A 23,867-nucleotide genomic window follows, 5' to 3' on the forward strand; every position below is an offset into this window, starting at 1 on the left:
CGAGATGCTTGAAAATAGCAGGCTGAACTGCACGAGCGATCGCCGAATGGTATCTCTGCAACAGTTACGAACCGCCCTATCTTCTGAACGATCTTACTCTGCGGAGTATCGATGCCAGCGCGACCTCAATCTTTATAAAACGCCGCAGCAAGAGAGCTTGGTCACCCAGGCCGCAGCGGGGCGCCATCTGCGAGTGACGGCGATCCCCGACGAAGAAGACCTGCGAGCAGTGTGGGTGAGCCTGTGCGAGGACGACTACCCGGGCTGGCTGGCGATCGCCGACCTAGACGCGCTGGTCCTGGCCTCCGAGCCCTACCAGGCTCCCGTGCTTGCGCGATCGCAGATCGAAGCGCGCCTGCCGGGGGCGATCGCCTTTGCGGAGGCCGCCATGGCCCAGCCCCACGAATACCTGTGGGGAGGGACCGTGGGGCCGAGCTACGACTGCTCTGGCCTGATGCAGGCGGCCTTTCGGTCGGTGGGGGTGCAGCTGCCCCGCGACGCCTACCAGCAGGAAGCCTTTACCCAAGCGATCGCCCTCGAAGCGGTGCAGCCCGGGGATCTGGTGTTTTTTGGTCCGCCCGAGAAGGCGACCCACGTGGGCCTGTGCCTCGGGGACGGGCGCTACCTCCACAGCTCCGGCAAAGATCTGGGGCGCAACGGGATCGGCATTGATCCCTTGGGTCAGACCGGGGAGCCCGTGGGCGATCGCTACTGGGAGCAGCTGCGGGGCTTTGGCCGAGTGATGGCCAGCTATCAGCCCCGGGCCATGTGCTGATCGACCTGGGCGTACAGGGCCTCTGGGGTTTGGGAATTGTCCAACACCACGTCAGCCTGGGCGACTTTTTGCTCGAGGTCCATCTGGCTGGCAATGCGGGCGACAATCTGGCTGTCGCTGAGGCGATCGCGCGCCTTTAGCCGCGCCACCTGCTCCGCCAGCGGGCAGGCGACCACCCAGATTTCGCTCACTAGGCCCGTCAGCCCCGCCTCAAACAGCAGCGGAATCGCCAGCACCACGGTGGCGGCATCCTCGGGCAGGGTCTCTAGGGCCTGGTGAAATCGCTGGCGCACGTAGGGGTGGATTTGCTGCTCGAGCCAGCGCCGCTCAGCCGGGTCGTGAAACACGATTTCGCCGATGCGCCGCCGGTCGAGGGACCCGTCCGCTAGCTGCGCCCCCGGGCCGTAGCGCGCGGCGATCGCCCCCAAAATGGGCGATCCAATGGCCACCGCCTCCCGCGCATAGATATCGGCGTCCAGGACCGGCAGCCCGTAGCGCTCCGCCAGATAGCGGGCCACGGTGCTCTTGCCGGTGCCGATGCCGCCGGTCAAGCCGATGCGTCGCTGCTTCACGGGGCCGCCCAGGCCGCGATCGCCGCCGTCAGCCCCTCCAGGGTGTACTCCTGGGCCTCGATGTCCACCCGGCCCAGGGCGCTCTCGCAGGCCCGCGACGTCTGGGGACCAATGGAGGCGATCGCCACTGACTGCACCAGCGTCGGCCAGCTTTCCCCCACCGCCTGCTCGAGCAGCTGACAAAAATGCTTCACGGTCTTGGAGCTAGCGAAGGTGACAACGTCGATTTCGCCATTCTGCAAGGCGTGCAGCGCAGCGGCGTCCACAGTTTGCGGGCAGCCCGACTCGTAGGCCGCCACCTCCACCACCTCGGCCCCCGCCGCGCCCAGGGACTGCACGAGCACCTCCCGGCCCCCGCTCTCCACTCGCGGGAACAGGATGCGCTGCCCCTTCGGCGGCTCTGGGAAGTGCTCCACCATCGAATCAGCCACAAAGTCCGGCGGCACAAAGTCCGGCACTAGCCCCCGCTGCTGGAGACTGGCGGCGGTTTTTTTGCCCACGACGGCCAGCTTGATCCCGGTGAGCTGGCGCACGTCCCGGCCCAGGCTCACCATGCGATCAAAGAAATAATCTACGCCGTTGCTAGAAGTCAAAATCAGCCAGTCAAAGTCGCGCAAATGGGCGATCGCCTGGTCCAGGGGTGCCCAGCTCGAAGGCGGGCGAATTTCCAGGGCGGGCATCTCGATCACCGAGGCCCCCACGGCCTGGAGCTGCTGGGTAAAGGCGCTGGACTGGCCCGCTGCGCGCGTGACAAGAATGGTTTGGTTGGAAAGGGGCTGAGGCACGGAAATCGGCGATCGCAGAAACTCCCGCAACTGTACCACCTCCCCCACCACGATCACGGTGGGCGAAAGCTTCTCGCCCTGGGTTTTCTCCACGATGTCCCCCAGGGTGCCCACCCAGGTGTGCTGCTGGGGCCGGCCCGCCCAGCGAATAATGGCGATGGGGGTCCGGGGCGATCGCCCGTGGCGCACCAGCTGGTGGACGATTTCGGCCAGCGATCGCCCGCCCATCAGAAACACCACCGTGTCCAGCTCCGCCAGGGCCGCCCAGTTTAGGCGATCGGGCTCGTGGGCCGTACACACCGCAAAGCACTGGCTCATGGCCGGGTCCGTCAGCGGAATGCCGTCTAGCAGGGGCGCGGCCAGCGCCGACGAGACCCCCGGCACCACCTCAAAGGGACACTGGGCTGCCACCAGGGCCTGAATTTCGGCGCTCGATCGGCCAAAAATAAACGGATCGCCGCTCTTGAGCCGGACCACCCGGCGGCCCTCGCGGCAGTGCTTCACCAAGAGCGCATTAATGTCGGCCTGGGGCGTACTCGCTTCCCCGCCGCGCTTGCCCACCTCTAGGCGCAAACAGGTCTCCGGCACCGGATCGAGCAGGCGCGGATCGGCCAGGGCATCGTAGATCAGCACCTCCGCCAGCCCCAGGATCTGGAGCCCCCGCACCGTCAGATACGCGCGATCGCCGGGACCCGCCCCGACCAAGTAGACAAATCCCTGGGTCGTCATCGTTCCGTTGACTCTCTTCTCTCGACCCATCAAAGCAGATTTTGGGTGCCCCTGCCCGGCCAACCTGCACCAACCCCCTGGCCCAGGTGGAAATCGCCGCGCAGGACCAAGAGCCCAAGCCTCAGACCGAGGCGTCTTGCAGCTCAGCGATCGGCTCTGCCATCACCCGCGTCTGGGAAATCAGGTCGTGCCAGCCCACCGGGTGCTCCTTGTAGAGGTAGGAGTACCAGTCCAGCCACAGAAAGCGCCCTGCGGTCCGCAGCAGGATCTGCTGGAGGGTCGGCGTCCGGCCGCTGGCCGTGGTGACGCGGGTGCGGGTGAAAAACTTGCCGGGGGTCTTGCCCCAGAGGGCTTCTGGCAAGGCGTAGTAGGCGAAAGCCACCAGCAGCAGCATCAGGGCAGATCCAGGCAGCATCCAAGAGACGATACGCAGCAGAAGGAACAGCAAAATCAGATCAATACAGCCGTTGGCGGCCCGTTGGGAATAGGTGGCGGCGTGCATACGGACCCTGTCTGATACACAACTCGATACCTCTATTGTCGCGATCGCGCCTCGCCAAGAGAATCACCGCTGCATCAAAATTTACGCCGACGCTAGCTGAGGAGGCAGGCCGCCGGAAACAGCAGGTATTCCAAGAAAAAAAGCTTCCAAATGAACTGATAGAAGTCCGCGATCGCCCGCTGACTTTGCAGATCGACCCGCGTGCTCAGCGCCCAAAACAGCCCCAGCGCGCCCAGGTGAGTCGCCACCAAAAAAGGCGCGTTGGCGCCGGGCAGGGCGATCGCCCCCAGGGCCATGCCGCCGTAGCACGCCGTCAGCACCCACCGCGACAGGTCAAACACCGCCTGTGGCCCCAGACGGACGGTAAACGTGGAGATGTTGTACTGGCGATCGCCCTCTAGGTCGGGAATATCCTTGAAAATGGCGATCGCGAAGGTGAAAACCAGCACAAACAGCGTCAAAGCGATGATTTCGGGCGTAAATCTCAGCGGGAGGCCCAGTTTCTGGGTCGCGTGGAGAAAAAGGCCCAGATTCACAATGGCGCCCCGCACCGAAAAGATGCACAGCGAGGCCCAAAAGGGCGATCGCTTCAGGCGAATGGGGGGCAGCGAGTAGGCCGTGCCGATGGCCAGACTCAGGGCCACCATTCCCAGCAAAAACGGCCCCTGCACGCTAGCGAGGGCGATCGCCGCGATGCCCGTCCCCAGCACAATGCCTCGGCCCTGGTTCAGGCTGAACTCCCCCGAGGCTAGGGGCAGATGGGGCTTATTGATCCGGTCAATGGCCACATCTTCGAGCTGATTGAGGCCCACGATGTAGACATTGCCGAAAATGCAGGCCAACCAAGCGCCCAGCAGCCACAGCCAGCTGGTGCTGGTGCCGCCGTAGGAGCGGGCCACCAGGTACACCCCCAGCACGCTGAGACTGGTGCCGATGATCGTGTGGGGCCGAGAAAATTTCCAGAGGGCGTAGAGCCACTGGCGGGGCGTGCGGGCGCGCTGGGACGGACGAACAGACTCCGGCGAAGACGTGCGGTGCATGGGGACTCAGCTCAGAATTTTTTGGCAAGGCGGGGGAGGGGCGATCGCCCCGCAGGCATTACTTGGTGGCGCGCAGCAGGCCGTAGCGAATTAGCCCGCGCTCGAAGCCCTGGCTCATCAGGCCCAGGGCCAAGGCCCCGCGAATGGTTTCCCAGCCCGAGGCCAGCAGCCCAACGATGGCCAAAGGGTTGAAGGCCGACTCGATCACCCGGTCCCAGAAAGGCGCGACCTCAGCAGACCAGTCGGCGGTGCGCAGCTCTTTGAAAGGCAGCGATCGCGCGATCGCCTCGTACTCCGGCAGCGAAATCACGTAGGGCAGGTGATAAACGTCGTAAATCTCTTTTAGGTGGCGCTCTTCGTCAGCGCTCAAGGGGACGCCGTCGATGGGCCGGTGACACCAGGTTGCCAAAATGAAGACGCCGCCGGGCTTCAGCACGCGGCAGCACTCTTGGAGAAAGGCGGCCTTGTCCGGCATGTGCTCGCCGCTTTCGAGGGACCACACCAGGTCAAAGGTGTCGTCGGCAAAGGGCAAATGGAGGGCGTCCGCGACCTGGAACCGGGCGCGATCGCCGAATCCCGCCTCGCGCGATCGCGCCGTCGCCCGCGCCGCCTGCACCGGGCTCAGGGTCACGCCGTCCACCTGCGCCCCGTACTTGGCCGCCAGGTACAGCGAGCTGCCGCCGATGCCGCAGCCTGCATCCAGAATGCGGCCGGCCTGCTCGACCCCTGCCCACGCCAGCAGCTCCTCGATTAGGTCGATCTGGGCGATGCGGCGGTCCTTGGGCAGCTTGCCGCCGGGGCCGTAGTAGCCGTGGTGCATGTGCTCGCCCCAGGTCTGCTCCCACAGGCCGGAGGACGCATCATAAAACTGCTGAATTCGTTGATAAAGCGGGGTGCTCATAGCTCGGTAGGCGGTGAGTGAGAAACCAAAGCGCGATCGCCCCAGCGCGGTCCAAGAGCGCGATCGCAAATTGCCTCTAACCTAGCTTGAGTTGCCCCGCTGCGCGTCTCTCCTGGGGCAGTTTGGCCAAAAAATCCCCAAAAAACCCAAAAAAAGGCTGTGCCAATCAGCACAGCCCGACTTTGTCCTTGATGCAACTTGGAAAACCTCGAAGCTCAGGTTTGCGAGATCACCCGCTGGCCTCCCAGCGCTGGGGCTGGCCGAGGGGCTCGCTGTACACCGAGTAGCCGTAGGCCAGGCGATCGCGCCAAGCCCTGGGCGGACGGCGGACCCAGTGGTTGACCGTCTGGGCCAGCGGCACCGGGCGCCCCCGCAGATGGCGCGGCAAGAGGGCATACTCCGTCGTCGGCGCGACCCGATAGCGCGGGCACACCGCTGCCAGTCCCGACGCCTGGATCAGGCCATCGATTTCTGAGGCGCTGTACTGCCGAAGATACAGGGGATTGAGGTGGCGGCCCAGGAGTCTCCGCAGCCCATTGGCGACCTGGTGGGCCGGACAGCGGCGATTGTGAAAAGAGTGGTGAAACACAAAGGCCCCGCCCGGTTTGAGCACCCGCCGCACTTCGGCGAGAACTGCCTTGACCTGCCCTTCGGTGAGGTGCATAAAAACGCAGTTAGACAGCACTAAATCAATCGATTGATTGGGGATCGGCAGCGTCTCCGCCGAAGCACAAAATAAGTAAAAATCTGATCCCGGCAAAAAGTCATAGACTGCCTTAAAGGTTTGCAGTCTGCGCAGCAAAGATTCGGAAATATCAATGCCAAAAAAGCGATCGCATCTCAAAGATTTTTCTTTAGAAAGACGCAGAGGCAACAAGCCATAACCCGTACCAATATCGAGTAAGTTTTCAACCTGCAAAAACTCAGGAAAATCTTGCCAAAATGGCCCCAGTTTCCCAGCAAGAATGGTATGGTCTTGGTGCAATTCAGGAGATATTTCTAGCTGCTCAATTTTGGCACTGTCGTAGTAAGTTTTGCCCAGCTTGTCCCATAGATGCTTTTGGGCGAGGGCTTGGGGACTGTAGCCCTCAGCCGGAAAATAAATTCCGTCGCGCATCGCGAAGCCCGCGATCGCCGGAGTATGAGTCGCAATCATCTCTAATCCTGTTGTAAAGCGATTTGTGCAAGGCAAATGATGGGAAAAGCACCCGTTCTTCTCAAAAAGGAGACTGTAGCGAAAACGGGAAATTTTCTGATGGAGGCCTCTGCTGCTTCTGGAAAACAGACTGGACTTCCAGTGTCGAAAAGGATGAATCAGGGCTGAGATGGCTTCAATCGCTAGCCTAATCAATAGGCAGCTACCAAATGCTTGAATAACCCATCTCTGGGCAATAAAGCGAAAGCAAGAATAAAACTATCCTCCGCAATTTCCCGGAGTTCGTCCAGAGAATTCTAGAAGCTTTTAAAAAGCTTTATTTATTTATCAGGAATATGGCGGAATTTTTACACGCTCAAGTTAGGGTTTGCTGACTCAAAGGAACGGCTAGGCGTGAGCGATCGCCTCTAAAGAAGACAGCCGTCGAGAAAGCCGCCAATCGGCCACGGGGGACGGGGCGATCGCCCCTGCTGTGCCTAAACTAAACCTTGAACAAATCTAATAAGTACAAACGCTTAGAACAAATCTAATAAGTACAAACGCTTAGGCAGCTAAGAAGAATCCCGCAAGTTCTAAGTTCATCCTCACTGAGCAGTAAGCTCTAAATAATTTGCGATCGCTGTCCTGCGCTGCGTTTCCCATGACCGTTTCTCGAACGATTTGTTTAGGATTTCTGGCAGTGATTACCCTGGGATCACTGCTGCTGATGATGCCCTTCTCCGTGACGAGCGGCACTTGGGGCGATCCGATTACGGCTCTGTTTACGACCACCTCGGCGGTCTGTGTGACCGGCCTCGCGGTGGTGGACACGGGCACCTACTTCTCGACCCTGGGCCAGGGCATCTTGCTGCTGCTGATCCAGGTGGGCGGCCTCGGCTACATGACCGCCACGACCTTTTTGCTGCTGCTGCTGGGCCGCCGCTTTGGCCTGCGCGATCGCCTCGCGCTACAGCAGTCCCTGGACATGCCCGGCATGAAGGGCGTCGTGCAGCTCGTGCGCTCCATTATTGCTACGACGCTGATTTTTGAGCTCACCGGCATTTTCATCATGCTGCCTGCTTTTTCAGCAGATTACGGCCTCGATCGCGGCCTGTGGCTGGCGATCTTTCACAGCATTAGCGCCTTTAACAATGCGGGTTTTAGCCTCTTTCCGGATAACCTCGTGGGCTATGTCTCGTCGCCGCTGGTCAATATCGCGGTCACGGGCCTGGTGATCTGGGGCGGGATCGGCTACCAGGTGATCATGGAGCTGTTTCTCTGGCTGCGCGATCGCCTCTTGCGGCGGCCCGAGTGCGTGGTGTTTTCCCTCAACTTCAAGATCGTCACGAGCACCACGCTGGTCCTGCTGATCGGCGGTACGGTGCTGGTTTTCTGCGTCGAGTTTGATAACCCCGCCACGCTGGGCGCTCTGGACTGGAACGGCAAGCTCTGGGCCGCCTGGTTCCACTCGGTGATTACCCGAACTGCGGGCTTCAACTCCATCAGCGTTGGCCAGATGGAGACGGCGTCTCTCTTTGCCTCCATTGCCTTCATGTTTGTGGGGGCAGGCCCCGGCAGTACCGGCGGCGGCATCAAAACCACGACCCTGCGCATTCTCTACGTCTGTACCAAGGCGGTCCTCCAGGGCAAAGAGTACGTCCACTGCTACCAGCGCCAGATTCCGCTGTCGCTGATTTTGAAGGCGGTGGGCGTGGTGGTGGGCTCCATGGCGACGGTGGTGGGCTCGACGATTTTGATTTCGCTGTTTGATCCCGATTTGCAGTTCATCGAGATTCTCTTTGAGGCGGTGTCGGCCTTTGGCACGGTGGGTTTGTCTATGGGCATTACGGCGGATACGTCGGTGTTGACCAAGCTAGTCCTCATCATGACGATGTATGTGGGACGGGTGGGCGTTTTGCTGCTGATGAGCGCGCTGTTGGGCGATCCGAAGCCGAGCGTGGTGCGCTATCCCGAAGAAGAACTGCTGGTGGGTTAAGGGAGATCCGGGCCTTCCCCACCAAGCGGTAAGCTATCAACAGGCCCGAATCATCTTCACTGGGTGGATGCGAGGTGCGCTCTAGGGTGTGTTTGTCTCCTCAAGCCTGCGATCGCACTGCGCCGCCTTCTAAACCTCTACATTTGCTCGGGAATTACGCGTGAACTTATCTGCTCTGAATTTTTTTCATAGCCTGCGCGCCGATACCAAACAGTTTTCTGTGATTGGCCTGGGGCGTTTTGGGCGGGCTGTGTCCACCACGCTCCATCGCCTAGGCTACGAGGTGCTGGGCATCGACTCCGACGATCGCCGGGTCAGTCAGGCTCTCAGCGACCAGATCGCGGCCCACGCCCTGCAGCTCGACTCCACGGACCCGACGGCGCTCAAAGAGGCGGGAGTGTACGAGTTTGATACGGTGATTGTGGCCATTGGTAACTATGTCCAAGAAAGCATCATCACGACGCTCAATCTGAAGGAAGCGGGGGTGGCCCACGTGGTGGCCAAGGCGTCCTCGGAGATTCACGGCAAGCTGCTCAAGCGAGTGGGCGCAGATCATGTGGTGTTCCCAGAGCACGAGATGGGCTGCTCCTTGGCGCGATCGCTCACCAAGCCGAGCATTCTCGATCGCTTTGATCTTGACCCCGACCACAGCATTGTGGAGCTGATCGTGCCAGAAAAGTTCAACGGCAAGAGCATTGCTGAGCTGGAGCTGCGCAACCGCTACGGCCTGAATGTGCTGGCGGTGGGCAACAACAGCAAATTTGCCATTAATCCCAGCTCGAATACGCGCCTATTTAAGGGGCAGGCGATGGTGGTGATTGGCTCCAACCGAGACATCGATCGTCTCCCGATCTAAAACGAGAACCGCTATGAACGTTTCGATGGAAAAGGGTGCTGGAATGCGCGTGATTGGCCTGATCAGCGGGACGTCGGTGGACGGCATCGATGCGGCGCTGGTGGAGATCTCGGGGACTCAGGCAGATCTCCAGGCGACGCTGGTGGCGGGGCACACCTTCAGCTACCCGGCGGCTCTGCGGGAGCAGATTTTGGCGGTGTGCGCTGATGGGCCGCTGTCGATGGCGGCTTTGGCGGAGCTGGACGACGCGATCGCCCTTCAGTTTGCCGAAGCGGCGATCGCCCTCCAGCAAGACCATGGACCCGCTGCCCTGATCGGCTCCCACGGCCAGACCGTTTTTCATCGGCCCGCCACCGCCGATCGCCTGGGCTACAGCCTCCAGCTGGGCCGGGGAGCGGCGATCGCCCACCGCACCGGCCTTCCCACCATCACCAACTTCCGCGCCGCCGACATCGCGGCGGGCGGCCAGGGAGCGCCCCTGGTGCCCGCCGTGGACGCCATCTTGCTGCGCCACCCCACCCGCTACCGCTGCGTCCAGAACCTCGGCGGCATCGGCAACGTCACCTACCTCCCGCCCCAAACCTGCGACGAAGCGGTGCGCGGATGGGACACCGGCCCCGCCAATGCCCTGCTGGACTTGGCGGTGCAGCACTTTTCCCAGGGAGCGCAGCGCTACGACCAAGGCGGGGCCTGGGCCGCTCAGGGACAGCCCTGTGAGCCCCTGGTGCAGCGGTGGTTGCAGCAGCCCTTTTTCCAGGAGGAGCCCCCCAAGTCCACGGGGCGAGAGCTGTTTGGGCCGGCCTACCTGGCCCAGTGCCTGGAAGACGCAGCGGCCTATCAGTTGACCCCAGCAGACACGTTGGCGACCCTGACTGAGCTGACAGCGGCCTCCGTCGCCCAGGAATATCAGCGCTTGGCCGTCAGCCCCGAGGAAATACTGTTGTGCGGCGGCGGCAGTCGCAATTGCTACCTGCGCGATCGCCTACAGGCGCGGCTGCCCTCAGCTCGCGTGCTCACGACCGACGATGCGGGCCTGAGCGCTGACTTCAAGGAGGCCATTGCCTTTGCCGTGCTCGCCTACTGGCGACACCATCACCTGCCGGGCAATTTGCCCTCGGTGACGGGGGCTCAGCAGTCGGTACCTCTAGGGGAAATCCATTACGTAGGCGGATCTGGCCCGTGCTAGCATAGAGGCCCATCTCGGTATGGGCTGGGCCAAGCACTCGGCTGGTTCCGGCCACGGCTCACGCCCAGGAGGCTGAGGTGCCGGTCAGGACTAGGGCCGGACTTCGGTTGTTCATGGATTCTGGCCTATCCGGTGTTGCGACTCAAAAGCTGGGCTGATAGAGTTCAAAGATTTATCCTGACTGGACTTGTGCCTTGCGTTGATTGACCGTTGAGCTCTCTTAGGGGTTGACGGGGTGATCTAAGCTGCGAATGCTATGTACCACCGCTTTTCATGGTGGGTTTTGCTCTAAATTCTGTAAGGTAGTTGCACTGTGGCTCATACCTTTTTAATGGAGGGGGGGCGTTGGACGCTTCAGGGAAACTGGCTGGAGCGAGATGGCGTTTTAGTTACAGTCAAAGGAAAGACGCTGGTTGCCTGGGGCCGGGATGACTGGTTCACGATGGTGACCAAGTTTGAGTTTCCGGGGACGGAGCGCGAAGAGATTTCGATGCAGTACCGCGGTCGCCTCGATGCGGGAGAGCGTCAGTATACGTTTGTCCTTCAGCACAGCTTGCTGGGCCGGGTGGAGGGAGAGGGCTGGATTGCGCCCGACTCTATTGTTCAGCGCTATTGGGTGTTGGGCGATCGCCAGCGGCGCAGTGGCTTTGAAACGCTGCGTCGGCTAGACGATGACACCTACCATCTGTCCAGTGGCATTATGGCGGGACACTACTTGACCAGCGCCATGGAGGCGGTCCTAGAGCGTCAAGGCTCCTAGAAAAGCGGCCTGCTCAGGGGCGATCGCTGTTTGGCAGGGTGAGTCCCTGGGCTTTGGGTGGGGGAGTATGTCACAGTAGTTGTCAGGCAACTTTTGAGGCCCCCGTGGACGACTGACGCGATGGGAATTCTGCGGTCTTTGGGCTGAGAAAAGGACCGCGAAAGGCACGCCTGGGCCGTTTCTGGCATCGGGAAGTCGTGGCGCTCAAAATTGCTGGTTTCCTCTCACACCACCTGCCGACTATTGGGTTTAGACATTGGGCCGTGAAGGGCGATCGCCGCGCAAGGTGCGATGCGGGGTGATGCTGCTAGTCTTGGGAAGTCAGAACGGCAGGCGAGTATTTTCGGTTGCTCTGGGGCTTTCGGCTTTGTCAAACTGACGGTAGTAGGGCAGGACCATCTCCGCATCATGTCCATGGACGCGAATCTTTTTGAGTATCGGCCGCTAAGCTGTCCGGTCTGTCATCGGGGGTTGGGGCATCCAGCCCGCCCCCTCGGAGAGCAGTTCGCGAGGGTCTTTTGGGATCAGATGGAGGACGGGCGATCGCCCCATCAGGGGCTGCTCACTTGTCAGCACTGTCGCCAGCGGGTAGTGGTGAGCTGGAGCGGCCACTATGTGCGCGACCCGTTTATTTTGCAGAAGCTGGCGATGGGGCGATCGCTGCGCCGCCAGAGCCGACCCCTGGCCCGGATTTTGCGGGATGTGGGGCTAGCGCGCCACTCGCCCCTTTGGGCGATCGTGGGGGGGCTGGTTTTGCTGGGGCTGACCTTCTCGATGGCGGAGGGGCCGCTGCTGCCTGAGGTCCCGAAGCCGGAGTCCTGGGGGACGCTCGCGCCGCCTAGCTGAGGCGATCGCCCCCCGTCCGAAACGCTGCTCTGGGTGGCTCAGCAAGGCTGTCGGCGGCGGCTCGGGTGACGAGCTGCCACGTGTGGGTCTGGGCGACGGTTTGGGCGTCCTTGAGCTTGAGGGCGGTGGCAGCACCGGTACTCAGGAGAAAGTAGGGAGAAGCTTCCTGCTGCCAGATCTGCTGGAGGTGCTCCAGGCTGGCGGGCCGAATCGGGCGATCGCTGTAGAAATTGAGTGAAGGCCGGTGATAGGGGTGAGACGTGTACACGGTGCGGCCGGTGGGCGTGTGCTGCTGCACCATGGCCGCTACGGGCTTGACCGGGTAGTCCTCGCCCAGCTCCCACACCCAGTGGTCGGACTGCCCCAGCAGCACCAGCGACAGATAGCAGCCGCTCAGCAGCACCAGCAAAAATTGCAGGTCGTGGCGCCACAGCAGGGCGCTGGTGGCGGTGAAGGTGAGGCCGAGGGCGCCAAAGGTGAGCTGGAGGTCGGCGTCCGCTTCGGCGCTGAAGCTAAAGTACAGACAGCCTGCCCAGGCCACCAGGGCCAAGAGCCCAAAGCTGAGGCACCAAGCGCGGGGATAGTCAGGGGCGACGTGGGGCTTTGCGGGGGTCAGGGTGCCTTGGTGCCAGACCTCGCGCAGGGCAGCGCCGATGACCAGGGCGATCGCCGGATAGACCGGCAGGACGTACCACGGCAGCTTGGTGCCCATGGCCGAGATCACGAGCAAGTAGCCACCCCCCCAAGTCATCGCCAGCTTGGCCCAGCTCAGGGAGCGGTGCTCCCAGGCCAGCCGGAGCCCCATGGGCAAAAAGATCAGCCAGGGCCAGCCGTATTTCAGCAGCTCCAGCAGGTAGTACCACGGCGGGCCAGCGTTGCTCTCGACGGCGGACCACACGCGGCTAAAGGATTGATCGACCAGATTATTGTTCCAAAACAGAGCGCCGTAGTGGAGCCACTGGGCAAGGTACCAGCCGACTGCCGGAATGGCCCCCACCAGCCAGCCGCCCCAAAAATAGCCCGTCGAGAGCAGCCGCGGCGTGTCCCAGGCCAAAAAGCCCAGGGCGATCGCCCCCAGCAGCAGCCCCAAAATCCCCTTGGTCAGGCAGATCAGCCCAAAGGCCACCCCGACTCCCAGGGACCAGCGCACGTCCCGGCGCGATCGCAGCAGGCACAGCAGCATGCCCAAGCTGAAGCACAGCACAGCGCCGTCTAGCATCGCCAACCGCCCATTGCGCACCACTGCCAAAGAGGTCAGGTAGACCAGCGTCGACAGCACCGCCGCCGTCCGGCCCAGAAACACTTCCCGGCCCACTCCATACAGCAGCGGCACCGAAATCGCCGACAGGAGCGCCCCCGGCAGGCGGGTCGTCCACTCGCTGACGCCCCCGAGGTGATAGCTCAGGGCGATCAGGATGTGCATCAGCGGCGGCTTGTTGAGGTAGGGCTCCCCAAACAGCGTCGGGTAGAGCCACCGCAGCGACTCCAGGGGCGATCGCCCAATCTCCCGCGCCACCTGAGCCACGATTCCCTCGTCCCAGTCCCGCAGCGGCACCCCCCCGATATCTGCGCAAAACATCACCAGCCCCAGCCCCAGCAGTCCCGTGCTCCACAGCACATCCCACTGTCCCCCGCTGCTCGAGCGCCGCATTCTACTCCTCCTCATCATCCCGGCCCCGCCGAATCCAGGTCCACTGCTCCATCCGCTTGATCGTTCCCAGGGTAATCAGCGTCAGCACCATGCCCACCAAGCCGATCTGCCAAAGACCGCACCCCACGACAGCCCCCAGACCCGCCGCCACCCAGATGGCCGCCGCTGACGTCATGCCCTTGACCCGGCGACGGCCATTGTCGGCCTGGGACTGCTGAAAAATCTCCCCCGCCCCCAAAAAGCCGACCCCCGTTGCTACCCCTTGCACTGTACGGCTCAGTGCATCCGCTGATTGGCTGCCCTCGATCTCAGAGGGTATCAACACAAACAGCGCAGCCCCCAAGCTCACCAGCATATGGGTTCTTAGGCCAGCTGACTTGCCAGATTTCTGGCGATTCCAGCCGATCGCGGCCCCCACCACCATCGCCAACACCAGCCGCTGAGTCAGCTCTATCCAATCAGAAGATGCCATGTCTGTTCCTAGGTTCTAGCAGTCTTCGATACTTTACAGCCCTTAGACAGCGGCGATCGCTCCCCCAGCGCTGACCCTCTCACGGCCCACCGCCTCCGTAGAAACCCCTACGCTAGCCCACCACCCCATCCCGGTACTTCCTGCTCCTCCGTAACCCAAGGCGATCGCCTTGGGTTACGGAGCCCCTTTCATCATCAAGAAACCAAACAGTTATTATCTGAACTCCCAAAAAGTGTTCTTAATCCCGCTCTTGCTTTCTCTAAAAAACATTTCTTCAAGTGAATTTTGGCGCACTAATTTCTTAGCTTTCTACGAGATCCTTCTAGGGATAGAGTCTAGAAAATTACAAAATTCATATTTTTACCTATATAACCTACGGTTTATTGCTGATCCCGAAATGACCGAGGCAGATAGCCTAAAGCCTAGACCTGACATTGAAGGACAGAAAAAGGTGTGAATTGATACCGCTTCGAAAGCGTAAATCTTTTCATCTTCGACTTGGCTTCCAATTGGCAAGATTGTTAACTTTCTTGGAAAATTTTTCTTCGCTGTCCTGAGGTATTTGATATTAAAGTTAATGCCGCTACTGGGTAGGTTCCCCCATTAATTAGGTAGAACGCCTACTGTAATCTCACCCAGATCTCATTAATCTAAATATCAGATCCAGTGCCCAGTCTCAGGCTTTATCACTGCTCTCTACAAATGTGACTCCTGACGATAGTGCCCATGTTCTTCACCTAAAATCATTTAAGACCGTCATGAATAATTGTCCTTGCTGCTCAAACCAACTACTTCGTCATGCCCGTCGCAATGGTGTTTACTGGTTCTGCCCTCGCTGCTGGCAGGAAATGCCTGACCTAGTTTCGACGGTTGTCAATCATCGTCATCGAATCCAGCAACTCGAACGTTTAATCACGCCAGTTGAGCTGTCTATCTAGGTTTTCTTGAGGCGTTTTGCAGGCTTTTCGAGTGTTTTAGCTAACAAGTTTCTCGAATTTTTGTGAATTCCCTGAGCATCCATTGACGGTATCAATTTAATAAAAAAAAGCTGCTTTCAAGCCTTTGAAAGCAGCTTTGTTGTTTTTGGACGGAAAAACGTTAAAGCAGCATGGTTTCGAGGGCGCTCTGGAGGTCCTGGGTAAAGTCGGCGATCGTCTGCTTGGCGGCGCGGCGGCTGGACTGGTAGGTCTCCCAGCGATCGCTCACCGACAGAGGCTCGCCAATGGTGATCTTGACCCGGCGCTGACCAATTTTGGGCCGGGGAAAGACCTTGTCTCCCTTGATGCGCGTCACCATGTCCCAGGCCAAAAAGAGCGTGTCCGAGAAGCGCTCCGCCGTCGGCTTTTGCTTCACGTAGGCGCCGGTCACCGCGACAAAGCTCTCCACCAGCCGCATGTGCCACATCCGCAGGTCCGCCTCCTCGGCCACCCGATCGGCCAAGCCGCGCTCGAGGGGCGGCAGGGTCTCTAGGTTGCCCAGATCATCGCGATAAATCCGGTCCCAGCCCGCCTGCTCCAGGCGGCGACAGCGATCGATCAAGTTGCCCTTGGCCGGCAGCTCAAAGTACTGCTCCGCCACCTTGAGCCCCACGTCTAGGAGCCGCTGCAATCGCTCCGAGAAGACCTCATTGGGCAGGCGATCGCGCAGGTCCGCCGCGTCGGTTTCTGGTAAATCCTGGTGATAAAAGCGGCGATAAAACGCCTCCATCCGCACTAGCAGGTGCTGACCCAGGTTGTAGAGGCGCTCGTACAGCACCTCGGGAATGCCGTCGATGGAGACACCGTCGATGGGTAAGGGCGCCGCCTCAATGCCGCAGTCTCGCTCTAGCTGGCCCAGCAAGCCCGCCAGCTCCTGCCACGGCGCGTCCACATAGTGATACTGAATGCCGATGGGAACCACCAGGACGCTCTCGCTGCGGCCCGCCTTGTGCAAATCCTCGGCACACCAAAACCCAAGCTGAGCGACGCCCGGCTCTAGGGGACTGATCAGCTCGCCGTGGCCGTTGGTGGCACCTTCGGGGGCCGCGGCCATGGGAAGATCGCCGCTCACAAACAGCTCCCGGGCCACCCGCAGCCCAACCCGATCGAGCTTGCCCCGGTGGATCGGAATGCCTGCTAGCCGCGAGTAGAGCCAGCCCACCTGGGTCCCGGCCCACAGAGGAATGCCCCGGTCGTAGATAAAGTGGGCGTGGACGGGCGATCGCAGCTTTTGGCCCTGACGCTGGGCCGCTGCGGGTACCAAGTGCGACAACAGATAGGCCATGCAGGCGGGATCGTCCACATTCGGGTGGCGAAAGGCCATCAAAAACCGGATTTTGCCGTCCTGAAACTGGTGATATAGGTCCGCGAGGCGTTCTGCATGTTCGGCTTCGACCTGAATGATCCCCCCCTGCCATCGCAGCCAGAGCGGCAGGACGCCCTGCACAAACCGCAAAACCCACGGATTGAGGGCGGGGGGAATAAACGTCAAAGGAGGCTGAGCTTGGCTGATGGAGTAACTCAAGGCGGTGATCTCTCAGGCATTGGCTCTGAGATTAACAGACTCCTCAGACCTTGCAGCTCACCCTATGCCAAAACCTTAACTTGCTCCTGATAGCGCGCCATTGCTGGGGCGATCGCCTAGCGACAGGGCGATCGCTCACGGCTCTTCGTCGTCGGACAAAACCTCCAGCAGCAGGTCCATTTGCTGCTGCTTGTGCTCCAGAAAGTGCTCGCACTGACGCAGGTACTCGACAGCGGTCGAAAACTGGCTAAAGACGTCAGCGAGCTCCAGTTCGCCGGCCTCGATCTGCGCCACGATGGTCTCAATTTCGGCAACGGTTCGTTCGTAGTTCCAGTCTGGGGCCAGAGCCGCGGGCGGCGGAGTTTCGGAGGCTGGTAAAAAAGAGGGCTGATCGGGGAAAGCGTTCATAGCGAATTTCAAAATGCCTTTGATTGGGAGTGATCGGGGCGAGAAGAGTGATTGGGGCGGCCTAAACGAGGTTCTGCTCAGGGGGCGGAGAGTCGGTGGAGACCGCAGTCACGATGGCTGTGAAGTGGCCATCGGCCAGCTGAATCGAGATTGCCTGGCCGGGCTGCAAATCGGCGGGCGATCGCACAATGGTGCCAGCCTCCTGACGCACGACGGCGTAGCCCCGATGGAGGACGGCCTGGGGGTCGAGGGTAGAGAGCTTTTGCTGGAGCAGCTGGCAGTGCTGGGTCGCTTCGTGGAGACACTGCTGGGTTGCCTGCACCAAGCGCCGCCGCAGCCAGGCGATCGCCTGGCGCTCTTCCTGGAGTTGCCGATCCAGACGGCGCTGCTGGAGACGCTGCTGAAGGCGACTCAGCCGATTGCGGTGCTGATCGAGATAGATCCGGACGGCGCTGCGCAGCCCCTCGGTGCGTTCGCTGTGCTCGGCCCACAGATCTTCGAGTTGGGGGACGGCCTGGGCCGCGGCGGCGGTGGGCGTGTGAACGTAGGCGTCGGCGACCAAATCGGCGAGGGATTCGTCGCGCTGGTGGCCAATCCCGGCGATCACCGGGATCGGGCATTCAGCGATCGCCCGCACCACCCGCTCATCATTGAAGCACTCCATATCCTCGACCGCGCCGCCCCCCCGGGCCAAAATCAGCACCTCCGCTCGGCCATCGCGCACCACCCGCTCGATGGCGTGGGCGATGGCGCTGGGGGCCTGCTCGCCCTGGACCAGAGCCGGTGAAAACAGGACGTGCAGGCCCGGATAGCGCCGCTTGAGAGTGCGCTGGATGTCGCCCCAGGCGGCCGCTCGCGGCGAGGTCACCACGGCAATGGTGCGGGGATGGGCAGGCAGCGATCGCTTGCGGATCTGATCAAACAGCCCCTCCGCCGCCAGGCGATCGCGCAGCTGCCGGTAGCGCAGCGCCCGCAGCCCTTCCCCGGCGGGCAGCACCTGCCACGCAACCAGCTGATACTGGCCCCGCTGAGCGTGCAAGTGGATCCGGCCCAGAACAATAATTTGCTCCCCCCGCTCCGGCACCGTCGCCAGCTTGTGCAGGCGGCTGCTCCACACCACACAGGCCACACTGGCCTTGGCGTCCGGGTCCTGAAGCGTAAAAAACAGGCCGCTGGGGTACTGCGACGCGCTGGAAACCTCCCCAGTCACCCATACCTGCTGCAAGTGGGGGTCTTGCTCAAGCAGCGCCTGAATATATCGGGTCAGACCCGCCACCGACAGCGCACTATCAGGAACCAGCAGGTTGGGCAAATAAGACATGGTGGCCTAATGAAGATTATGAAAGAAGGGTTTTAAAGGGGCGACGGCTGGGGCGATCGCGATCGGCAGAGAGTCCCAGCTTGCGCCGTCAAATCATGAAAATAATGCTGTGGTTCTAATCTTACTTTTTAGTACAATTGTGCTAATTTGGCGATAAAATAACCATTATGACCCGAATCAGCGCGATCCCCTGCGCAAGAGGCGATCGCCCGGTTGCTCAAAGCCCCTCACGATGCCTCTAGAGTAGCCGGAGGACGCCTGCTCGGGTCGTATTCCTCGCTGCGATTCCCCCGTCTGTGCACCCAAGTCATTTCCCAAACAGGGTGGCTACAATAGGGTGTTCCTCCACCGATCGATCGCTGCAGAACGTTCCATTCCGAGGCGCTCATGGCTCCCAAAACATCCTCCGAAAACACCGAAAAGCAAAAAGCCCTTAACCTTGTGCTCAGCCAAATCGAGCGCAACTTTGGCAAGGGATCGATCATGCGCCTAGGCGATGCCAGCCGCATGAAAGTAGAGACCATCTCCAGCGGTGCCATCACCCTCGATCTTGCCCTCGGTGGAGGACTGCCCAAAGGGCGCGTCATCGAGATCTACGGCCCCGAAAGCTCCGGCAAAACCACCCTCGCCCTGCACGCGATCGCCGAAGTCCAGAAAGCTGGAGGCGTCGCCGCCTTCGTCGACGCCGAGCACGCCCTCGATCCTTCCTACTCAGCGGCCCTGGGCGTCGACATCGAGAACCTCCTGGTTTCCCAGCCCGACACCGGTGAAATGGGCCTCGAACTCGTCGATCAGCTGGTGCGCTCCGCCGCCGTTGACATCGTCGTGGTCGACTCCGTCGCCGCCCTCACCCCCCGCGCCGAGATCGAAGGGGAAATGGGCGACGCGCAGGTCGGCTCCCAGGCTCGCCTGATGAGCCAAGCCATGCGCAAAATCACCGGCAACATCGGCAAATCCGGCTGCACCGTGATTTTCCTCAACCAGCTGCGCCAAAAAATCGGCATCAGCTACGGCAACCCCGAAACAACCACCGGCGGCAACGCCCTCAAGTTCTACGCCTCGGTGCGCCTCGACATTCGCCGCATCCAGACCCTCAAAAAAGGCACCGAAGAGTTTGGCATTCGCGCCAAAGTCAAAGTCGCCAAAAACAAAGTCGCCCCGCCCTTCCGGATTGCCGAATTTGACATCATCTTTGGCAAAGGCATCTCGCGCCTGGGCTGCCTGATGGATCTGGCCGAAGAGACCGGCGTCGTTAGCCGCAAGGGAGCCTGGTACAGCTATAACGGCGACAACATCGGCCAGGGACGCGACAACGCCATCAAGTATCTCGAAGAGAACCCTGAGCTGGCGCAAACCGTGGAGCAGCTGGTCCGGCAAAAGCTCGACACGGGCGCAACGGTTTCTGCCAACACCATTGCCCCAACTGCGGAGGACGGTCTAGCCGAAGAGGAGATCCTCGAAGAAGACGCGTAAACCGCTGCCTACCGCGCTGGGATCGGCGTCCTAGCGCGGCAGGCAGCCATCGAGGCCCTGCCGCCGCAGGGCGCGATCGAGGATCGCTTCTTGCTGCGCAGAGCTGAGCTGGGGGGCTTTGGTTCCAAGGAATGGCGGAACCGAAGCCTGGTGGCTGGAGGGCTGGCCGCTTTTGTAGTACAAAAAGGTTTGCTCCTGTGGCGGGACATGGGGCTCGCTGGGGGAAGATTCCGGTGCTTTACCCGAGGCCATAGAAGCTGTGTCTTCCTCGTCGCAGTGCTTGAGGGGGATGTCTTGGAGCAGTTCGAGCAGGTCGCTGGGGACTTCTGGCACCTCTTGGGCGCGATCGCACAGGAAGAAGGCAAAAGACAAGCTGCCCAGCCGAACGCGATCGCCATCTTGGAGCAAGCGGCGCTGCTGGATTTGCTCCCCGTTGACGAAGGTTCCATTGGTGCTGCTCAAATCCACCACAGAAAAGCCTTCTCCCGGTCGGTACTGCACGACTGCGTGGCGACGGGACAGACGCTTGTCCGGGATCGAAATGGCCGCGTGGCGATCGCGCCCCAGCAGCCACACATGCTGCGGCTGAAAGAGCGACTGCGTCTGCCCTTGATTGAGCAAATTTGTAATCAAATACACCTGGTCGTTATGGACCACGCCCTGGATATATTGCAGCGAAACCTTGGACAGGGTTCGGTTGCCAAAGCTCTCCAGCTCCAGAATCTCGTCTAGGAGACTGCGGTGGTGATCGTATAACCGCAAAAACACCTGGTAGAGACCCAGACGTTTCTCCAGTTCCGCATTTTCTGAAGAATCCAAAATCTGAAGGGAATAAGCGGCTAGAGAATGAGGATCAATCATATGGGTCCAGCCATTTCAGTAACACGGCAACAACGGAAGGATTTAGATGGGCACAAGCGTTGTCTGAACAGTGCATCCAAGCAGGTACGTAGCGCACCTACTAGTAGTAACCAGCAGCATTGAGGTATTTCCAGACGGCTAGCTGGCTTGTGAAGGGTCAGTTGGAGGCATCAGCCCGCACTGCTATTTCTGCTCTTAGCCCTCAGCTTCACGCAGCGCGCGATGACTCGAGGAACGCTGACAAAAGACATCAGCGTGACCCGGCTGACGGGGTCTATCTAGACTGTACAAGCACAAAAGCGCGATCGCGCCATCCACAACCTCGGCTTAACACCTACAGTGCATTGACGTTGCATCGTCCCAAGTTGTTTGGCTGGTTTTGCTGCCCACTGGGCGATCCTGGCGATCGCCCTATCCATGCTTTGAACACCCTGAGTCTCGTTCTCTTGGACCAGCCTTTGGGGAGAGAGGCTCCTGAAAAACGCTCGCCGAGAGCACTTTCCTCAGGGGATCTTCTCTCTCTCACCCTACGCTGTCCGCCGGTCTTCTCAGAACCGCACGATTACGGGAAGTCCCTGTCCGGGAATCACGGGATACGGATACTGAGTCTCTAGTCAGGCCGCAAAAATTCAAGAAGTTCTCGATTCACAGTGTAGGGAACTTCCTGCTGAATCCAGTGGCCGCAATCTGCCACAAACTTGAGCTGAAACGGTGCCGCAATCAGCGATTCTAGGTTGTCCGTCAGGCTGTGGCTGAGCAAGGCGTCGTCCTTGCCCCATAGAACCAGCGTCGGTGCGGTGATGGGGGTTGGGGAACTGCCCCAGTTGCGCCGCCAGTTCTGGGGCGACCAAAACTGACGGTAGTAGTTGAGAGCGGCTGCCAAGACGCCGGGCTTTTCGAGGGCGGCCTGGTAGATGCGCGTTGCCTCGGCTGAGAAGGCACTTTTGCGGATGGACTGCTCTTGGAAGACAGCTTTGACAAAGTCCCGCAGGTTTTGCTGGATCAGCCACTCGGGCAGCCCTGGAATCTGAAAGGCGAAGATGTACCAGCTGCGCCGAAACTGATCGAGGTTGCTGGCGATTTCTTTGAGGAAGCGGTAGGGGTGGGGCGCGTTGAGGATGGCCAGTCGGTTGAGCGATTGGGGAAACTTGTGGGCCAGATGCCAGGCGATCGCCCCGCCCCAGTCATGACCAACGACGTGGGCTCGCTGATATCCCAGATTTTGGATCAGGCCGTGGATATCGGCGGTGAGGGTGTCAAGGTCGTAGCCGCTGAGGGGCTTGTCGGAGTCGTTGTAGCCCCGCAGGTCCGGCACCACAACCTTAAAGTGACGTGCCAGCGCGGGAATCTGATAGCGCCAGGAGTACCAAAACTCTGGAAAGCCGTGAAGCAAAACGACGAGATCTCCCTCTCCCTGCGTCACGCAGTGCAGACGGATGCGGTTTGTTTCGACAAAGCAGTGCTGCCAGCTAGAAGAGGCCAAAGCCGTCATGGAAGTGCTCATCTTGGGTGCAAGGGCTACGGGGGATGCTCAGCGCTCTGAAGGGTCTGAGCGACCTTCTCTCCCGTTTTGGCTTCTCATTGCTAGGCTGAGCGACTGGGCTGAGCGATCGCCCAATAGGATGACGCTTGGCGCTACGCCAGCGTGGCTGGGTAGAACAAGAACAACGAGTGCACGGGAGATTCACTGTCTCCCTATTATTCCCGTGAATGGTGTCGAAATGTCATCGCCGATACATCAGCCGCTAAGCAGCAAGGCCGGTATCCCGTCTTCGGGGACCCTTGGAGCGGTGGCGACGCGATCAGGAGCTGATGTGAGAATGATGCTGCGATCGCCTTTGACCTGCTGCCTAGATCCCTACAAAGAGAGACTAGGAATGGCGAGCGATGACCGGTCGATAATCTGCGGGGTTGATTTGATTTTTGACCAAATTTGCTAGTTCTTGCAGCTGGCTAATGGCCTCTGCGCCCTCTAGCTTCATCAGCTCGCGATCGTCCCGCATCTCCGTCCAGGTGATGCCGTAGTCGGAGACCAAAAAACGAATGAGGTGATTGTCACCCAAGCTGACCATAAACGAGGCGCTAGTCATCTGCCCCCCGCAGGTGTAGCAGGATGCTAAATATCCCCGGCGCTCTAGCACAGTGGCTAGGGCCTGGAGATTCATCACCAGATCCTGCACAAATTGACGGTGTTGATTTGCAAGTCTAAGAAACACGGCGGCCCTCCAGTCACCTCACCAATTTTAACCTTGTTTATATTTTTTTAAGGATTTGGTTTTCTGGGCTCACAACTCCATGAAATTTGCGAACTTTATCGATTCTTGGGTCAGATTGCCCGAACTGACGGCCAAGGCCAACGGTGATTTTGCCTAACGTTAGCGAACTCGCGCTCCTAGCTGGAGTATCAAGAACAACAGAGTTGAGAAGGAAAAGAATGTTTTGAGATTTGGCGTCCAAGCGGCCTTGGAGGCTCACAGGACAGGCTTCAAATTTTACCGCTGCGGAATGAGAAACCGTAAGATCTAGTAAGGAAAAGCGTTACTCTTCTTAAAGATCAGCAACTTTGAAGCACTTTCCGGACGCGATCGCCCCTTGTTAAATTTTCATAACAAGTTGGCGATCGCAGAGAAATCCCTAACTTAGGAACCCAGTTGCCACCAGCCCAGGGCCGGGCCAATAAACATCACCGTCACCCACCAAGCTGCCAAGAGCCCAATGCCAATCCAAGCACCCTTGGTACTCCACTTTACAAAGCGCTCTGCCTGGCCCTTCGTTACAGGCACGCCCGGTAAAATGCTTTCCTTTTTCTCCTGACCGTACCGATCGCCCAGTACCTCTTTACGACGTTTTGCCTCACCCATAGGACTTGTGTATGTGAAGTTTTGTGTGGATTTGCCCGCCCGAGGGCAAGCGCTTTTCACTCAATAGACATGAGCAAAACAACGAGTGAACCCGTTTGCCTCTAGTCTACCGAAAGCTGTCCTACCGCAAAGGCACTGACCTCTCCCACAAAATAGTGTGTTCAGCTTGACCATAGCGCTGGAAAATCCAACCTGGTTTGTTCCGTGACAAAACTACAGTCACAGCAATCCTCCG

23 protein-coding genes are annotated in these 23,867 nt (G+C 60.0%); 8 read left to right on the forward strand and 15 right to left on the reverse strand.

Annotated features, from left to right (window positions below; genetic code table 11):
• Nucleotides 1–46: 46 nt before the first annotated feature.
• Nucleotides 47–775, forward strand: coding sequence for a C40 family peptidase (locus GEI7407_RS00325; RefSeq protein ID WP_015170136.1), 729 nt, complete (start codon nt 47–49; stop codon nt 773–775).
• On the opposite strand, the gene coaE is transcribed toward GEI7407_RS00325, so the two are convergent.
• The 6 genes from coaE to GEI7407_RS00355 form a co-directional block, all read right to left on the reverse strand.
• Nucleotides 754–1,347, reverse strand: a complete 594-nt coding sequence (coaE, locus tag GEI7407_RS00330; protein ID WP_015170137.1) for a dephospho-CoA kinase — start codon at nt 1,345–1,347, stop codon at nt 754–756. The genes GEI7407_RS00325 and coaE overlap by 22 nt on opposite strands.
• On the reverse strand, nt 1,344–2,861 hold the full coding sequence (gene cobA, locus GEI7407_RS00335) for a uroporphyrinogen-III C-methyltransferase (RefSeq protein ID WP_015170138.1): 1,518 nt from the start codon (nt 2,859–2,861) through the stop codon (nt 1,344–1,346). Before cobA ends, coaE begins: the two co-directional genes overlap by 4 nt.
• A 121-nt stretch (nt 2,862–2,982) precedes the next feature.
• Entirely contained in the window at nt 2,983–3,363 is a 381-nt protein-coding gene (locus GEI7407_RS00340) for an RDD family protein (RefSeq protein ID WP_015170139.1), read from the reverse strand.
• Nucleotides 3,364–3,455: 92 nt separating this feature from the next.
• Nucleotides 3,456–4,403 (reverse strand): homogentisate phytyltransferase, encoded by a 948-nt coding sequence (locus tag GEI7407_RS00345; protein ID WP_015170140.1) that lies wholly within the window; start codon nt 4,401–4,403, stop codon nt 3,456–3,458.
• Between the two features lie 58 nt (nt 4,404–4,461).
• Complete coding sequence (locus GEI7407_RS00350; RefSeq protein ID WP_015170141.1) at nt 4,462–5,304, reverse strand: methyltransferase domain-containing protein; 843 nt, start codon at nt 5,302–5,304, stop codon at nt 4,462–4,464.
• 229 nt (nt 5,305–5,533) lie between these two features.
• The gene (locus tag GEI7407_RS00355) at nt 5,534–6,460 is read right to left on the reverse strand and encodes a class I SAM-dependent methyltransferase (RefSeq protein ID WP_015170142.1); all 927 of its coding nucleotides are present in this window, start codon (nt 6,458–6,460) and stop codon (nt 5,534–5,536) included.
• A gap of 640 nt (nt 6,461–7,100) precedes the next feature.
• Here GEI7407_RS00355 and GEI7407_RS00360 point away from each other — a divergent pair.
• The 5 genes from GEI7407_RS00360 (at nt 7,101) to GEI7407_RS00380 (ending at nt 12,083) form a co-directional block, all read left to right on the forward strand.
• Nucleotides 7,101–8,435, forward strand: coding sequence for a TrkH family potassium uptake protein (locus GEI7407_RS00360; protein WP_015170143.1), 1,335 nt, complete (start codon nt 7,101–7,103; stop codon nt 8,433–8,435).
• Nucleotides 8,436–8,595: 160 nt separating this feature from the next.
• The gene (locus GEI7407_RS00365) at nt 8,596–9,291 is read left to right on the forward strand and encodes a TrkA family potassium uptake protein (protein ID WP_015170144.1); all 696 of its coding nucleotides are present in this window, start codon (nt 8,596–8,598) and stop codon (nt 9,289–9,291) included.
• 43 nt (nt 9,292–9,334) lie between these two features.
• On the forward strand, nt 9,335–10,477 hold the full coding sequence (locus GEI7407_RS00370) for an anhydro-N-acetylmuramic acid kinase (protein ID WP_041268212.1): 1,143 nt from the start codon (nt 9,335–9,337) through the stop codon (nt 10,475–10,477).
• Between the two features lie 313 nt (nt 10,478–10,790).
• Nucleotides 10,791–11,237 carry a hypothetical protein gene (locus GEI7407_RS00375; RefSeq protein WP_015170146.1) on the forward strand — a complete coding sequence of 149 codons (447 nt, stop codon included), beginning with the start codon at nt 10,791–10,793 and terminating at the stop codon, nt 11,235–11,237.
• A gap of 414 nt (nt 11,238–11,651) precedes the next feature.
• Complete coding sequence (locus GEI7407_RS00380; protein WP_015170147.1) at nt 11,652–12,083, forward strand: hypothetical protein; 432 nt, start codon at nt 11,652–11,654, stop codon at nt 12,081–12,083.
• Here the strand turns inward: GEI7407_RS00380 and GEI7407_RS00385 are convergent.
• Nucleotides 12,076–13,734: a glycosyltransferase family 39 protein gene (locus GEI7407_RS00385; protein ID WP_015170148.1), complete on the reverse strand. Its 1,659-nt coding sequence runs from the start codon at nt 13,732–13,734 to the stop codon at nt 12,076–12,078. The genes GEI7407_RS00380 and GEI7407_RS00385 overlap by 8 nt on opposite strands.
• 1 nt (nt 13,735) lies before the next feature.
• Nucleotides 13,736–14,206 (reverse strand): MgtC/SapB family protein, encoded by a 471-nt coding sequence (locus GEI7407_RS00390; protein WP_015170149.1) that lies wholly within the window; start codon nt 14,204–14,206, stop codon nt 13,736–13,738.
• Between the two features lie 758 nt (nt 14,207–14,964).
• Here GEI7407_RS00390 and GEI7407_RS21530 point away from each other — a divergent pair.
• Nucleotides 14,965–15,144, forward strand: a complete 180-nt coding sequence (locus tag GEI7407_RS21530; protein ID WP_071880867.1) for a hypothetical protein — start codon at nt 14,965–14,967, stop codon at nt 15,142–15,144.
• Nucleotides 15,145–15,304: 160 nt separating this feature from the next.
• Here the strand turns inward: GEI7407_RS21530 and GEI7407_RS00400 are convergent, their stop codons facing one another.
• From GEI7407_RS00400 to xseA, 3 genes are all read right to left on the reverse strand, one after another.
• Nucleotides 15,305–16,708 (reverse strand): phospholipid/glycerol acyltransferase, encoded by a 1,404-nt coding sequence (locus GEI7407_RS00400; protein WP_015170150.1) that lies wholly within the window; start codon nt 16,706–16,708, stop codon nt 15,305–15,307.
• Nucleotides 16,709–16,843: 135 nt separating this feature from the next.
• Entirely contained in the window at nt 16,844–17,116 is a 273-nt protein-coding gene (xseB, locus tag GEI7407_RS00405) for an exodeoxyribonuclease VII small subunit (protein WP_015170151.1), read from the reverse strand.
• 61 nt (nt 17,117–17,177) lie between these two features.
• Nucleotides 17,178–18,437, reverse strand: a complete 1,260-nt coding sequence (gene xseA / locus GEI7407_RS00410; RefSeq protein WP_015170152.1) for an exodeoxyribonuclease VII large subunit — start codon at nt 18,435–18,437, stop codon at nt 17,178–17,180.
• A 387-nt stretch (nt 18,438–18,824) separates the two neighbouring features.
• On the opposite strand from xseA, the gene recA reads away from it, so the two are divergent.
• A complete protein-coding gene (gene recA / locus GEI7407_RS00415) occupies nt 18,825–19,910 on the forward strand; it encodes a recombinase RecA (protein ID WP_015170153.1) in 1,086 nt (361 codons plus the stop codon).
• 30 nt (nt 19,911–19,940) lie between these two features.
• On the opposite strand, the gene GEI7407_RS00420 is transcribed toward recA, so the two are convergent.
• The 4 genes from GEI7407_RS00420 to GEI7407_RS00435 form a co-directional block, all read right to left on the reverse strand.
• A complete protein-coding gene (locus GEI7407_RS00420) occupies nt 19,941–20,771 on the reverse strand; it encodes an FHA domain-containing protein (protein ID WP_015170154.1) in 831 nt (276 codons plus the stop codon).
• Between the two features lie 610 nt (nt 20,772–21,381).
• Complete coding sequence (locus tag GEI7407_RS00425) at nt 21,382–22,263, reverse strand: alpha/beta fold hydrolase (protein WP_015170155.1); 882 nt, start codon at nt 22,261–22,263, stop codon at nt 21,382–21,384.
• 379 nt (nt 22,264–22,642) lie between these two features.
• A complete protein-coding gene (locus tag GEI7407_RS00430; RefSeq protein ID WP_015170156.1) occupies nt 22,643–22,987 on the reverse strand; it encodes a DUF1815 family protein in 345 nt (114 codons plus the stop codon).
• A 423-nt stretch (nt 22,988–23,410) separates the two neighbouring features.
• Nucleotides 23,411–23,632, reverse strand: a complete 222-nt coding sequence (locus GEI7407_RS00435) for a DUF2839 domain-containing protein (protein WP_015170157.1) — start codon at nt 23,630–23,632, stop codon at nt 23,411–23,413.
• Nucleotides 23,633–23,867 lie beyond the last annotated feature (235 nt).

It is taken from the genome of Geitlerinema sp. PCC 7407 (assembly GCF_000317045.1).
GTDB lineage: Bacteria > Cyanobacteriota > Cyanobacteriia > PCC-7407 > PCC-7407 > PCC-7407.